12 protein-coding genes and 1 pseudogene are annotated in these 13405 nt (G+C 72.4%); 4 read left to right on the plus strand and 9 right to left on the minus strand.

What is annotated here, in order from left to right; translation table 11 throughout:
- Positions 1–41: 41 nt before the first annotated feature.
- Positions 42–956, minus strand: coding sequence for a LysR family transcriptional regulator (locus tag AC3ET4_RS28835; protein ID WP_431954565.1), 915 nt, complete (start codon positions 954–956; stop codon positions 42–44).
- Between the two features lie 234 nt (positions 957–1190).
- Between AC3ET4_RS28835 and AC3ET4_RS28840 the strand changes: the two genes are divergently transcribed.
- Positions 1191–1811: a TetR/AcrR family transcriptional regulator gene (locus AC3ET4_RS28840; protein WP_431954567.1), complete on the plus strand. Its 621-nt coding sequence runs from the start codon at positions 1191–1193 to the stop codon at positions 1809–1811.
- An 85-nt stretch (positions 1812–1896) separates the two neighbouring features.
- Here the strand turns inward: AC3ET4_RS28840 and AC3ET4_RS28845 are convergent, their stop codons facing one another.
- The 3 genes from AC3ET4_RS28845 to AC3ET4_RS28855 form a co-directional block, all read right to left on the minus strand.
- Positions 1897–2340: a VOC family protein gene (locus AC3ET4_RS28845; protein WP_431954569.1), complete on the minus strand. Its 444-nt coding sequence runs from the start codon at positions 2338–2340 to the stop codon at positions 1897–1899.
- Positions 2341–2622: 282 nt separating this feature from the next.
- Positions 2623–3960 carry a diaminopimelate decarboxylase gene (lysA, locus tag AC3ET4_RS28850; protein ID WP_431954571.1) on the minus strand — a complete coding sequence of 446 codons (1338 nt, stop codon included), beginning with the start codon at positions 3958–3960 and terminating at the stop codon, positions 2623–2625.
- A gap of 13 nt (positions 3961–3973) precedes the next feature.
- Positions 3974–4402, minus strand: a complete 429-nt coding sequence (locus AC3ET4_RS28855) for an SAV_915 family protein (RefSeq protein ID WP_431954573.1) — start codon at positions 4400–4402, stop codon at positions 3974–3976.
- A gap of 501 nt (positions 4403–4903) precedes the next feature.
- Between AC3ET4_RS28855 and AC3ET4_RS28860 the strand changes: the two genes are divergently transcribed.
- From AC3ET4_RS28860 to AC3ET4_RS28870, 3 genes are all read left to right on the plus strand, one after another.
- A complete protein-coding gene (locus AC3ET4_RS28860) occupies positions 4904–5320 on the plus strand; it encodes a hypothetical protein (RefSeq protein WP_431954575.1) in 417 nt (138 codons plus the stop codon).
- Positions 5321–5426: 106 nt separating this feature from the next.
- The gene (locus tag AC3ET4_RS28865) at positions 5427–6065 is read left to right on the plus strand and encodes a thioredoxin-like domain-containing protein (protein WP_431954577.1); all 639 of its coding nucleotides are present in this window, start codon (positions 5427–5429) and stop codon (positions 6063–6065) included.
- Positions 6062–6700, plus strand: coding sequence for a DUF305 domain-containing protein (locus AC3ET4_RS28870; RefSeq protein WP_431954579.1), 639 nt, complete (start codon positions 6062–6064; stop codon positions 6698–6700). The genes AC3ET4_RS28865 and AC3ET4_RS28870 overlap by 4 nt, the downstream gene beginning before the upstream one ends.
- Before the next feature lie 98 nt (positions 6701–6798).
- On the opposite strand, the gene kdpB is transcribed toward AC3ET4_RS28870, so the two are convergent.
- From kdpB to AC3ET4_RS28895, 5 genes and pseudogenes are all read right to left on the minus strand, one after another.
- Positions 6799–8949 carry a potassium-transporting ATPase subunit KdpB gene (gene kdpB / locus AC3ET4_RS28875; RefSeq protein WP_431954581.1) on the minus strand — a complete coding sequence of 717 codons (2151 nt, stop codon included), beginning with the start codon at positions 8947–8949 and terminating at the stop codon, positions 6799–6801.
- 240 nt (positions 8950–9189) lie between these two features.
- The gene (locus AC3ET4_RS28880; protein ID WP_431954583.1) at positions 9190–9876 is read right to left on the minus strand and encodes a response regulator; all 687 of its coding nucleotides are present in this window, start codon (positions 9874–9876) and stop codon (positions 9190–9192) included.
- Entirely contained in the window at positions 9873–12437 is a 2565-nt protein-coding gene (locus tag AC3ET4_RS28885; RefSeq protein WP_431954584.1) for a sensor histidine kinase, read from the minus strand. The genes AC3ET4_RS28880 and AC3ET4_RS28885 overlap by 4 nt, the downstream gene beginning before the upstream one ends.
- 103 nt (positions 12438–12540) lie before the next feature.
- On the minus strand, positions 12541–13164 hold the full coding sequence (gene kdpC, locus AC3ET4_RS28890) for a potassium-transporting ATPase subunit KdpC (protein WP_431954586.1): 624 nt from the start codon (positions 13162–13164) through the stop codon (positions 12541–12543).
- Positions 13165–13183: 19 nt separating this feature from the next.
- A pseudogene (locus AC3ET4_RS28895) lies at positions 13184–13405 on the minus strand (potassium-transporting ATPase subunit B); the annotation flags it as partial.

A 13405-nucleotide genomic window follows, 5' to 3' on the forward strand; every position in this document is an offset into this window, starting at 1 on the left:
AAGCAGGCGGGAATCCCCGGCCTTCAAGCCCCGGGAGGATGTCAACGCTTGTAGGGGTCTCCGTCGGGCAGCCAGGCGCCCGGAGTGTGGATGCCCGGGTCGCTCACACCCTCGGTGAGGGCGTCCACCACGCCCAGCACCGCGTCCCGGACCTCGTCCTTCCGCCAGACCAGCGACCAGGTCCAGTAGACCTCGGGGCCGAGCACCGGCCGCTTGACCAGATCGGGCGGCAGCAGGGCGGTCTGGCCCTTCGGGCAGTTGACGACCGGACCGCGGCAGCGGCGGACGTGGTCGAAGAACCCGCTGCCGGTGACGCCGCCGTCGGAGATGCGGACCGCCCGCGCTCCCGTCTCGGTGGCGAGGCGCTCCGCGTAGAGGTTCCACGACAGCCAGGAGGTGGTGTCGTCGTCGAGCAGCACCACGGTGTCCTCCGCGCGGACGGCGCCGGTGTCCCCGCCGGTGGAGACCGCGTAGAGGAGATCCGCCCCCAGGAACCGGGAACGCAGGCCCCGCCGCTCCAGGTCCTCGGTCCGCACCCAGCACACCGCAAGGTCCAGGCTGCCGTCGGCGACCCGGGCCGCCTGGGTGTGGGAGGGCGCGACCCACGCGTCGACGTGCAGTCGGGCCACCGCCGACGCGCGGGCCGCCAGATCGGCGGGGAGCCAGTTGACGTAGCCGAGTCGTACCGCTTCCGAGCCCGCCAGCTGCTTCGCCCGGCGCCCCACGTCGTCCGCGCGCTCCAGCAGCTCCCGGACCGGCGGGAGCAGCGCCGAACCCGCGGGGGTCAGCGAGACCGAGCGGCGGTCGCGGTCGAAGAGCCGGACCCCCAGACCACGTTCGAGTGCCTTGATCTGCTGGGACAGGGAGGGCCCGGCGATCAGGAGCCGTTCGGCCGCCCGCCCGAAGTTCAGCTCCTCGGCCACAGCGACGAAGTACCGAAGTTGACGCAGCTCCACACCGCCATGCTAGGCCGCGGCGGCACCTCCGCGACGGCACCCCGCGTGCCTGGCAGGCCGTAACGCGAGGCCGCGGACCCGGCCTGCCCGGTGAGACCTCGTGTCACGGCTCGGCTGGGAGTCCATGCCTCCCAGCAGGGAGGAACCAGATCCTGGCGGGCGGCCCGCCCTCGCGGCCACGATGGGGGACGGCCGGTCGACCCGGAAATAGTCGATCGGTCGTATACTGCTGCCATGGGACGCACAAGTGACGCCAGGGAGAAGATCATCACTGCCGCGCACACGCTCATCGAGCAGCGTGGCTACTCCGCCCTCGGGGTAGCCGAGATCTGCAAGGCGGCCGGGGTGCCCAAGGGAAGTTTCTACTACTTCTTCGAGTCCAAGGAAGCCTTGGCCCTGACCGTCATCGACGAGCACTGGGCGGTCCAGAGGGGCGAGTGGGCCGGCATCCTGGGCTCCGACGGGGCCCCCTTGGAGCGGCTGCGCCGGCTTTTCCAGGCGACCGAGGAGGTCCAGCACGCGGGCCAGAAGTCCTGCGGGACCGTGTCGGGCTGCATGTTCGGCAACCTGACGCTGGAGATGAGCAACCAGACGGAGTCCATCCGCCGCCGCCTGCAGGAGATCTTCGACGTGCAGGTCGAGATGATCGACGAACTCGTCGCCGAGGCGAAGGAGCGCGGCGACGTCGCCGTCGCCGACACTCGCGCCGCCGCCGTGTCGATCGTCGCCCAGCTCGAGGGACAGGTGCTCTTCGCCAAGCTCTACAACGACACCGGTCGCCTCAGCCCGCTCTGGACGAACTGCCTCGCCATGCTCGGCGCGGCCGCTCCGCAGGAGACCGCGGCGTCGGTGTGACGCGGCGGCGCGAGCGGCCTCCTCCGCACACGGTCCTCGCGCGGCGGTGCGGCGCCGGCGGCGGTGAGCGCCCGGGGGAGGTCGGTCAGCGGCCCGGCAGCCGCTCGGTGATCTCCTGGAACACCCACTCGTTGCCGTCGGGGTCGTTGAACGACGCGTAGGAGCAGTAGCTGCGCCGCTCGGCATCGGGGCCAGGCACGCGTCCTTCGGTCCCGGCGCGGTGGAACACTCCCCCGGCGTCATGGAAGACCTCGCTCACCGCGACCCCGCGCCCCGCGAGTTCCTGACGCGCGGCGACGACGTCCTCCACGATCAGGTGCAGGCCCTGGACGGAGCCCGGCTCGGCCGAGCTGACACCGGTGCCGAAGATCACCGAGCAGGGCGAACCCGGCGGGGTCACCTGGACGACACGGAAGTCGTCACCGGAGGAGACGTCCGCGTCCAGCCGCCAGCCGAGGCCCACGTAGAAGTCCTTGGCCCGATCGACGTCGGAGACGGGCACCACCACGACCTCGAGTCTCATGTCCACGGGTTGTCGCTCCTTGTCCCTTGCCCTGTCCGGCGTGCGGGGTCACGTCGGACGTCCACGGTCCGGGTTCCGGGGGCCGCGGGGAGGATGCATACCCCCTTGCCGCCGTGAGCGGACGGCGCGGACGGCATGGCCACCGCGTTGGCGGTGCGCGGGGACCCTTTGGATCGGCGCCGTGCGCCGGATCCGGCACGGCGCACCTCCGGGCAGGAGGGACGCGGGGACATCACCTGCCCGGAGGGCGTTCGAAGGGGCGTTCGGCGGGCGTCGGCGACGCCCGGCTCACAGCCCGATATCGCGGTTGCGGTAGTCGGCGAGGGATTCGCGCCGGAGCAGCAGCCGGGCCCTGCCCTCGTGGACGGCGACGAGCGGCGGGCGTCCGACGAGGTTGTACGTGGACGCCATCGACAGGTGGTAGGCGCCCGCGACGGGCACCGCGAGCAGGTCCCCGGGCCGGACGTCGGCGGGCAGCGGCACCGCGGAGGCGAGCACGTCACCGGCCTCGCAGTGCCGGCCGACCACGGTCACCAGGACCGGGTCCTCGTCGGAGTGACGGCCGATCAGCCGCGGGGTGTAGCGCACCCCGTACAAGGCGGGCCGGGGGTTGTCGCTCATGCCGCCGTCGACCGCGACGAAGGTCTGGCCGCCGGTGCGCTTGACCGACAGCACGTGGTAGAGCGCGACACCGGCGGGACCCACGATCGCGCGGCCCGGCTCCACCGCCAGGCGCGGCACCGGCAGGCCGGCGGCCGCGCAGCCCTCGGCGAGTTCGGATCGTATACGCGCGGCCAGCGTCGTCAGGTCCATCGCCGCCTCGCCCGGACGGTAGGCGACCGCGTGTCCGCCACCCAGGTCCAGCTCCGGCAGCGTGACGCCGTGCTGCCTGCGCACGGCGGCCAGCAGGCCGACCAGCCGGCGCACGGCCGCCAGATACGGCTTGATGCTGCTGATCTGCGAGCCCAGGTGGCAGTGCAGTCCGACCAGTTCCAGCCGCGGCTGGTCCAGCACGCGCGCGATGGCGTGCTGCGCCGATCCGTCGGCCAGGGACAGCCCGAACTTCTGGTCGTCGGTGCCGGTACGCACCGCGTGGTGGTGACCTGCGGCGATGCCCGGCACGATGCGCAGCAGCACCTTCTGCCGCTCCCCCGGCGGGACGTGGGCGGCCAGCCGGGGGATCTCTCCCGTGCTGTCGATCACGATCCTGCCCACTCCCAGGCGCAGCGCGGTGGTCAGGTCCTGCGGGCTCTTGGCGTTGCCGTGGAGCAGGATGCGCTCCGGCGGGAAGCCGGCGACGACCGCCAGCTCGAGCTCCCCGGCCGAGCAGACGTCAAGGCCGAGGCCCTCCTCGTCCACCCAGTGGGCCATGGCGCGGCACAGGAAGGCCTTGGCGGCGTAAAGGACGTCGCCGTCGGGGAAGGCCGCACGGTAGGCGCGGCAGCGGTCGCGTACCTCTCCCTCGTCCAGGACGTAGGCCGGGGTGCCGAAGCGTTCTGCGATCTCGGTCAGCGCGACCCCGGCCACGGTGACGTCACCATGGGGGGCGCCGACGGCGGAGGCGGGCCACACCGACAGGTCGGCGTCGGGGTACGCGGTCTCCACGTGCTCGGTGGCGAGAGTCATGACGGCGTTCCTTTCAGCCGATCCACAGGGCCAGAGCGTCGACCAGCGCGAACGCGCCGGTGACCCTGAGGACCCCGAGAGTCTGGGGGTCGAGCCGGCGACCGGTCTCCGCCGGTGCGTCCGACACGGCTGGTGCGTCCGACACCGCGGGTGCGGCGAGCTGCGGGTCCACGGTCAGCGCCGTGACACCGAGCGGGCGGGCCAGCGACCGCAACGCGGATTCCGACAGGGTGATCCACTGCTGGTCGTCGCCGAGCGTCCGTGTGAGACGTTCGGGGGTGGTGAAGCCGACGGCCGTACGGCCGCCCAGGGGCGTGCGGAACATGCGCGCGACGCATCCCACGGTTCCCGGCCGGACGGGGACGTACAACGTCTCCCGGTGTCGTCCGACCGGGAACGGATCCGAAGGCTCGGGGTCGTCCCCGTGCGTGAGCTCGGTCATGGCTTCCTCCTGGTGCGGCGCCCTGTTGGTTCCTGAGGCGCCCCGGCCGGGGCCGGCGGTCCGGGACGCACCAGGGACGTTATGCCCGGGACGAGGGGCCGGGCGCGGTCCCTGACGCGACGTTGACGGCGGGCACGGAAACGTTGACGGCGCGGGTCGCCAGGGAGGTTCCGGCGGCGTCAGCGGGGCTACGCCGGGACCGCGTGCGCCGCCCGTTCCGGGCGTGTGACGCAAGGGCGCGAGGCTCCCGGGCCGTGCGTGTGACGGGGGCACCGGGGCGCCCGGGGAGACGTTCGCCCGCGGAGCGGCACCGCATAGGTGAACGCATGAGGCTCCGGGCGGCAAGGGAGCCGAGTGGGGGCTCGCAACTGCGGTCGGCGGTCGTGGCGGTGGGCACCCTGAGCGACCCGCATGCGGGCCCGGAGACACGGGGACGCCCGTTTCCGCCGGGGGCGCACCCGGCGCGGGTACGGCGCGCACCGGCGGGTACGATCTGCCGCGATGCGCAGTGACGGAGAAGCCGGCCGAGGCGGTGCGATACCCGCCCGCCTATCCGCGCGGCCTCTGAGTTGCGTTGTCCTGATCCTGTGCGGGCTGTTCGCCGCGCTCGGGGTGTGCGGTCACAACGAGGCGCCGGGCGGCGCATACGACTCGGTGCGGACCCTCGTCTCCTCGCACCACGCGTACGCCACCGACGCGGTGTGCACGGACGCCCACGACCCCGGCAGGCGCGGCAACGGCTGCTCCCCCGCCGAACACACGCCTGTGACCCTGGGCTCGGCGCCACTGCCGCACCTCGCCGGCGCGGAACTGCCGTCGGTGTGGCCCTCCGCGGTCGCCGCCGCGGGGCTGACCGCGCCGTCCCCCGACACCGTGCGCTCCCTTGATTTGCACGTGCTCCAGATCCAACGGACGTAGAGGGGCCCGAGCGCATCGGCGGAACCGCCGGAGCGCGCCGTACGTCATCCGACCCCTCCATCACCGACCGCCGTGTCGCCGACGCGGCGGGGAATCAGGACACACCATGGGTTCCGTCAAGGCCAAGGCCGCCGACCGCCGCGCACGCGTCGAGGAGATACGCCGCAAGGAGCAGGCTCGTGAACGCCGCAACCGGATCATCACCATCACCGCCTGCACCGTGATCCTCGCCGGGCTGGTCGGCGGCGGCGTCTGGCTCGTCAACTCCGCCGACGACGGCGACGGCAGCTCCAAGGCCGCGGCCGGCTCCGTCAGCGGGGAGAAGTCGTGGTCCGGTCTCACGCAGAACCACGTCGACAAGACCGTCGACTACCCCATGAGCCCGCCTGCCGGAGGCGACCACAACCCGGTCTGGCAGAACTGCAACGGCGACGTCTACGACAAGCCCGTCACCAATGAGAACGCCGTTCACTCCCTGGAGCACGGCGCGGTGTGGGTCACCTACACCGACAAGGCGACGGACGCCGACGTCAAGACGCTCAGCGCCCGCGTCTCGAAGACGCCGTACTCCCTGATGAGCCCCTACACGGACCAGGCCTCGCCGATCACCCTCACCGCGTGGGGCCACCAACTAAACGTCACCAAGGCGGACGACCCGCGTGTGGCGACGTTCTTCGACACCTATGTGCAGGGCAAGCAGACCCCCGAGCCCGGCGCGCCCTGCACCGGGGGCAAGGCCTCGTGACGGCCGCCCGCGGCGCGGGCAGGCCGCTGCTCGCGCTCGCCGGCGCCATGGTGCTGGTCGTGCTCGCGGCCCTGGCCTTCACCCTGCTGACGGCACGGCCCAGCAGCGGGGGCACCCCCGGCACGGAGTCGCCGGACGCGGGTTTCGCACGCGACATGGCGATCCACCACCAGCAGGCGGTGGAGATGTCCTTGATCGTCCGCGACCGCACCGAGGACGAGGATGTCCGTAGGCTCGCCTACGACGTCATCAACACCCAGGCCAATCAGCGGGGCATGCTGCTGGGCTGGCTGGACGTCTGGGGCGTGCCGAAGTCGTCGTCGAAGCCCCCCATGGCCTGGATGGGCCACGAGATGTCCTACCAGCCGCACGACGGGGCGCTGATGCCCGGCATGGCCACCAACGCCGACCTGCGCCGGCTGGAAGGGGCCCACGGCAAGGCCGCGGCGGTTCTCTACCTGCACCTGCTCACGGTCCATCACCGGGGCGGTGTGGAGATGGCGGCTGCGGCGGCCGACCTCGCGCGGACCGACCAGGTGCGACGCCTGGCGGCGGGCATGGTCCAGGGCCAGGAGGCGGAGATCCGCCTCATGGCGGACATGCTCGCCGCCCGCGGCGCGAGCCCGCCCCGCTGACCCGCCTGGGAGGCGCCCGGGAGGCCGCGCGCCTCCCAGGCGCCTTCGGCACGTGCCACCGTCTTCCTGGGTCGTGCGAACGGACGCGATGCGCCCGGTCAACCGAGGCCCGGCACGAACTGCACCACGGCCACGTCGATGAGCTTGATGCCGAGGAACGGCACGACCAGACCGCCGACCCCGTACACCAGCAGGTTGCGCCGCAGCAGGTCGCCCGCCGAGGAGGGGGTGTAACGCACGCCGCGCAGAGCGAGCGGTATCAGCGCCACGATGACGAGAGCGTTGAAGATGATCGCCGAGGTGATCGCGGACGTCGGGCTGTGCAGGCGCATGATGTTGAGCCTGTCCAGGCCCGGGTACGATGCCGCGAACATCGCGGGGATGATCGCGAAGTACTTGGCCACGTCGTTGACGATGGAGAAGGTCGTCAGGGCGCCCCGAGTGATGAGCAGTTGCTTGCCGACCTCGACGATCTCGATCAGCTTGGTGGGATCGGAGTCCAGGTCCACCATGTTCCCGGCCTCCTTGGCGGCCGAGGTGCCGGTGTTCATGGCCACCCCCACGTCGGCCTGGGCCAGCGCCGGGGCGTCGTTGGTGCCGTCTCCCGTCATGGCGACCAGGTTGCCACCCGCCTGCTCCCGCTTGATCAGGGCGAGTTTGTCCTCTGGGGTCGCCTCGGCGAGGACGTCGTCGACGCCTGCCTCATCGGCGATGGCGCGAGCGGTGAGCGGGTTGTCCCCGGTGACCATCACCGTGCGGATGCCCATGCGCCGCAGCTCCGTGAAACGTTCGCGGATGCCCTCCTTCACGACGTCCTTGAGGTGGACGACGCCGAGCACACGCGCGCCGTTCCAGTCGTCGAGGGCGACCAGCAGAGGGGTGCCGCCCGAGGCGCCGATGGCGTTGACGAGGCGGTCGACCTCTTCGGGGACGTGGCCGCCGCGTCCGGTGACCCAGCCGGCCACCGCGCCGGACGCGCCCTTGCGCACGGAGGCGCCGGCGCCGTCCTCCCAGCGCAGGTCGACTCCGCTCATACGGGTGCGCGCGGTGAAGGGCACGAAGCGGCTCTGGCCGAGCTCTCCCTTCGACGGGGCGCGGAGCCCGTACCGTTCCTTGGCCAGGACCACGATGGAACGGCCCTCGGGGGTTTCGTCGGTGAGGCTGGAGACCTGCGCGGCCTGCGCGAGCTGCAGCTCGTCCACGCCCGTGAGCGGGATGAACGCGGCGGCACGCCGGTTGCCGAAGGTGATGGTGCCGGTCTTGTCGAGCAGCAGCGTGGAGACGTCTCCCGCCGCTTCGACGGCGCGCCCCGACATCGCCAGGACGTTGCGCTGCACGAGCCGGTCCATGCCCGCGATGCCGATCGCCGAGAGCAGCGCCCCGATCGTCGTCGGGATCAAGGTGACCAGCAGGGCCACGAGGACGACCGTGCTCTGCGCGGCGTCGGCATAGACGGCCATCGGCTGCAGGGTGACGACGACGAGGATGAAGACGATCGTGAGCGACGACAGCAGGATGGTGAGCGCGATCTCGTTGGGCGTCTTCTGCCGGGCGGCGCCCTCGACGAGGGCGATCATGCGGTCGAGGAACGTCCGTCCTGGGCGGGAGGTGACGCGCACGACGATGCGGTCGGACAGAACCTTCGTGCCACCGGTCACCCCCGAGCGATCGCCGCCGGCCTCTCGGATCACCGGGGCGGACTCGCCGGTGATGGCGGACTCGTCGACTGCGGCGATCCCGTCCACGACCTCGCCGTCGCCCGGCACGATCTCCCCCGCCTCGACCACGACGACGTCGAAAGGCTTCAGCTCGGCGGCGGGGATCGTCGCCTCGGTGTGGTCGCGGCCGTAGGGGCGCCAGCCGGTGAGGCGGCGGGCCACGGTGTCGCTCCTGGTGCGGCGCAGCGAATCGGCCTGGGCCCTACCGCGGCTCTCGGCCACGGCCTCGGCCAGATTGGCGAAGACGACGGTCAGCCAGAGCCAGACACTGATCACCCAGGCGAAGACGCTCGGGTGCACGACGGCCGAGGCGGTGGTCAGGGCGGCGCCGGCCTCGACGACGAACAGGACCGGTTTGCGCACCATGCGGCGGGGGTCGAGCTTGCGCAGCGCCTCGGGCAACGACTTCACGAGGAGTCGGGGCTGGAGCAGCCCGGCCGGCACCTTGCGCCTGCCGCCGCGGTGCAGAGGCGGCCGTGCGTAGGTGCGCGGGTTCGGGGAGCGGTCGGTCGCGGAAGCCGGGGGCTGCATGCTGGGGGTGCCTTCTGAAGTGCTGTTCGCCGGTGGACGACCACCAGCACACCGGCGCCGCGAGGCCGAGCACACCGCCCTGACAGGTCCTTGGCGGTGCAGGAGACGGATCCTGACGCGGTGTTGACGGGAACGCCTGCGCGGCAGCCCGGACGCGGCCTCGCAGACGTCGCTTCGGGCGCGCGGTGAGGCGGAGAGCGCGCCGCGCCGGGCGGCGTCACCGGGCAGGCGCGGGCGCGCTCAGGGCTCGAAGCGGTAGCCCATGCCCGTAACGGTGATCAGGTGGCGCGGGTGGGCGGGATCGGGTTCCAGCTTGTGCCGTAGCGTGGCGAGGTAGACGCGCAGGTAGTTGGTGCGCTTCTCGTTGCCCGGGCCCCACACCTCCCGCAGCAACTCACGCCCGGTGATCAAGCGGCCGGGGTTGCGCAGCAGCGGGGCGAGGAGCCGCCATTCGGTGGGAGTGAGCCGTGGGGCCTCGCCCGTGCCGGAACGGTGCCGGACCGTGAACGCGCCCAGGTCGACCCGCCAGTCCGCGATGGCGATCGCCTGCCGCGCCTCCGGGACGGTGGGTGGGCGGCGCAGCACGGCGCGCAGCCGGGCGGCCAGTTCGTCCATGGAGAACGGCTTCGTGACGAAGTCGTCCGCCCCCGCGTCCAACGCCTCGACCTTGTCGGCGGGAGCGGTCCGCCCGGACAGCACGATGATGGGCAGAGGGCTCCATGCCCGTACGCCGTGGATGATGTCGGTGCCCTGCACATCGGGCAGGCCGAGGTCGAGGATGAGGGCGTCGGGCGGCTGCCGGGACACCAGGAGCAGCGCGGTGGTCCCGTCGGGGGCGGTGGAGACGGCGTAGTGGCGTGCCGTCAGGTCGATCTCCAGCGCCCTCAGGAGCCGCCGCTCGTCGTCGACGACCAGGACGCGCCTCATGTCAGCGCCTCCTCCCCGCCGGCAGGGGCGGTGGCCCCCTCGACGGGGGCGTCGGCCGCGGGCAGGGACAGGACCATGGTGAGACCTCCGCCGGGGGTGTCCTCCGGGGTGAGGGTGCCGCCCATCGCCTCGGTCAGGCCGCGGGAGAGGGCGAGGCCGAGGCCCAGGCCGGTGGTGTTGTCGGTGTCACCGAGCCGCTGGAAGGGTTCGAAGACCCGCTCACGGTCGGGGGGCCGCAGTCCTGGGCCGCGGTCGACGACGCGCAGCTCGATGCGCCCGCCAAGGGCGCTGGCGCTGAGCAGGACCGCGGTTCCCTCGGGTGCGTACCGCCGGGCGTTGGTCACCAGGTTGGCGATGACGCGTTCCAGGAGCGGCGGGTCGGCCAGCGCGAAGGGTACGTCCTCCAGGCCCCCGGTGGTGACGGGGATGGTGCTCTCGGCGAGGCCGTCGAGGGCGAGCGAGGCCACCTCCGCCACGGAGGTCGGCTCCAGAGCGAGGCTCAGCGCCCCGGCCTGCAGCCTGCTCATGTCGAGGAGGTTGTCCACCAGCCGGTTGAGTCGGTCGAGGGACACCTCCGCGGTGGCCAGAAGCTCCTCCTGGTCCTCGGCCGAGAACTCCACCTCGCGGCTGCGCAGCGAGCTGACGGCCGCCCAGGCGCCGGCGAGCGGCGTGCGCAGGTCGTGGCTGACCGCCGCGAGAAGCGCCGTCCGCATCCGGTCGGCGGCCTTCACCGGCTCCACCTCGGCGGCGGCCTCGGCCAGCCGGGCGCGTTCCAGTGCGGAGGCCACGTGGCCGGCGAAGGCGATGAGAACACGCCGCTCCGAGGCCGCGAGGCGCCGCCCGCGCAGGACGAGGGCGTCGTCCGGTCCGACGGGCACGGCGACCACGCCCTCCGCGAGGTCGTCCACCCCGGCGCCGTCGCCGCGGCTTCCGTGGACGAGCTCCGCGGACTCCATGCCGAAGGCTTCCCTGGTGCGGTGCAGCAGCGCCTCGACGGCCTCGTCGCCGCGGAGGATGCTACCGGCGAGGGAGGACAGCGTCTCGGCCTCGGCGGTGGCGCTGGCCGCGCGTCTGGACAGCCGCAGCGAGCGGTCCACGACCGTCGCCACCGTCACGGCGACGAGCGCGAAGACGGCCAGCGCGAGGATGTTGTTGGTCTCGCCGATGGTGAACCGGCCGATGGGCGGTATGAAGTAGTAGTTGAGCAGCAACGAGGCCGTCACGGACGCGAGCAGCGCGGAGGCGACGCCGCCGATGCAGGCGACGCCCACGACCGCCAGCAGGAAGAGGAGCGCCTCGCTGGTCAGGTTCAGGTGCCCGCGGGAGTTCGCCAGCACCGTGGTGAGCAGTGCCGGCAGGAGGAGTCCCGCGAGGGGGCCGGCCACCTTGCGGGCCCGGGGCAGACTGCTGGAGGGGACGGGCAGGAGGCGTCCGCGCCCGGCGCGTTCGTGGGTGACCATGTGGACGTCGATGTCGCCGGAGCGTTCGACGATGGTCTCGCCGACGCCTCGTCCGGTGAGGAACCGCGCGAGCCGGCCGCGTCGGCTGATGCCCAACACCAGTTGGGTGGCGCTCTCGGCCCGCGCGAAGTCCAGCAGGGCGTCGGGGACGTGGTCGCCGACGACCGAGTGGAAGGTGCCGCCGAGGCTCTCGGCAAGGGTCCGCTGCCGGGCCAGGGCGGCCGGTGAGGCGTCGGCAAGGCCGTCGCTGCGGACGATGTGCACGACGAGCAGGTCCCCGCCCGCCGCGCGGGCGGCGATGCGGGCGGCACGGCGGATGAGGGTCTCCCCCTCCGGGCCGCCGGTCACGGCGACGACCACGCGTTCCCGGATCTCCCATACGCGTGCGATGCCGTGCTCGGAGCGGTACTTCTGCAGCGCCTCGTCCACGCGTCCGGCCACCCAGAGCAGGGCGAGCTCGCGCAGCGCGGTGAGGTTGCCGACCCGGAAGTAGTTCGACAGGGCGGCGTCGACCTTCTCCGGGGCGTAGACGTTGCCGTGCGCCATGCGGCGGCGCAGTGCCTCGGCCGGCAGGTCGACGAGCTCGATCTGGTCGGCGCGGCGCACGACCTCGTCGGGGACGGTCTCCCGCTGCGGGACGCCGGTGATCTTCTCGACGACGTCGTTGAGCGACTCCAGGTGCTGGATGTTCACGGCGGTGACCACGTCGATCCCCGCCTTGAGGAGCACATCGATGTCCTGCCAGCGCTTGGCGTGGCGGCCGCCGGGGACGTTGGTGTGCGCCATCTCGTCGACGAGCGCCACCTCGGGTGCGCGGGCGAGGACGGCGTCGAGGTCCATCTCGGTGAAGACGCCGCCGCGGTAGTCGCGTTCGGCGCGGGGCACCATCTCCAGGCCCTCGAGCTTCTCCTCGGTGTGCGGGCGCCTGTGGCACTCGACGTAGCCCACGACGACGTCGGTTCCGCGGGCGGCCCTGCGGCGGGCCTCGTCGAGCATGCGGTACGTCTTGCCGACTCCCGGGGCCGCTCCGAGGAAGACCTTGAGTCTGCCGCGCCGCCCTCGGGGGTGGGCGGCCGGGGCTGGGACGGCTGGCTCAGTCACCGGATGTCCTCCTTGTGCGGTGTCACGCCGTCCGGCGGCGCAGGTGGTCCCTGCGCCGCCGGACGGCGTGGTGCGGATGGTTCGCCGGCCGTGGCCGGAGGTGTCACTTCAGTGCGGTGAGCGCCTCGTTGAGTTCCACGACGTTGACGCGCTCCTCGCCGAGGAAGCCGAGGATCCGGCCCTGGACGTGGTCGTCCACCAGCTTGCGCACGGCGGCGACGTCCAGGCCCCGCTCGCGGGCGACCCGCGCGACCTGCTCACGGGCGTACGCGGGCGAGATGTGGGGGTCGAGGCCGGAGCCGGAGGCCGTGACCGCGTCGACCGGCACGTCCTCGGGGGCGACGCCGTCGAACTCGGCGACCGCGGCCCGGCGCTCCTTGATCGTCTTCACCAGGCCCTCGTCGTTGGGACCGAGGTTGGAGGCGCCGGTGACGAGCGGGTCGTAGCCGCCAGGGCGCGGCTGGAACCACTTGGGGTCCGGCTGGGCGACCTCCTCGGGGTCGTCCGGGTTCTTCTTGGGGAGGGTGAAGTTCTGGCCGATGAGGCTGGAACCGACGGTCTTGCCGTCCTGGGTGATCCTGGAGCCGTTGGCCTGGCCGGGGAACGCCGCTTGGGCGACACCGGTGACGGCCAGCGGATAGGCGATGCCCAGGAGCACCGTGAACACGAGCAGCATCCGCAGGGCGGCCGCGTGGTTGCGGACCACGGCGGGCAGGGAGCCGGACATGATGGATCGCCTTCTTCTGTCAGCTGAGGCCGGGGATGAACTGGATGATCAGGTCGATCACCTTGATGCCGACGAACGGCAGCACGAGACCGCCCAGGCCGTAGACCCAGATGTTGCGGTTCAGCAGCGCCGCGGCCGACAGCGGCCGGTAGCGCACGCCGCGCAGGGCGAGCGGGATCAGCACCACGATGATCAGGGCGTTGAAGACGATCGCCGAGGCGATGGCCGACTGCGGGCTGTG

The organism is Actinacidiphila sp. bgisy167, assembly GCF_057707665.1.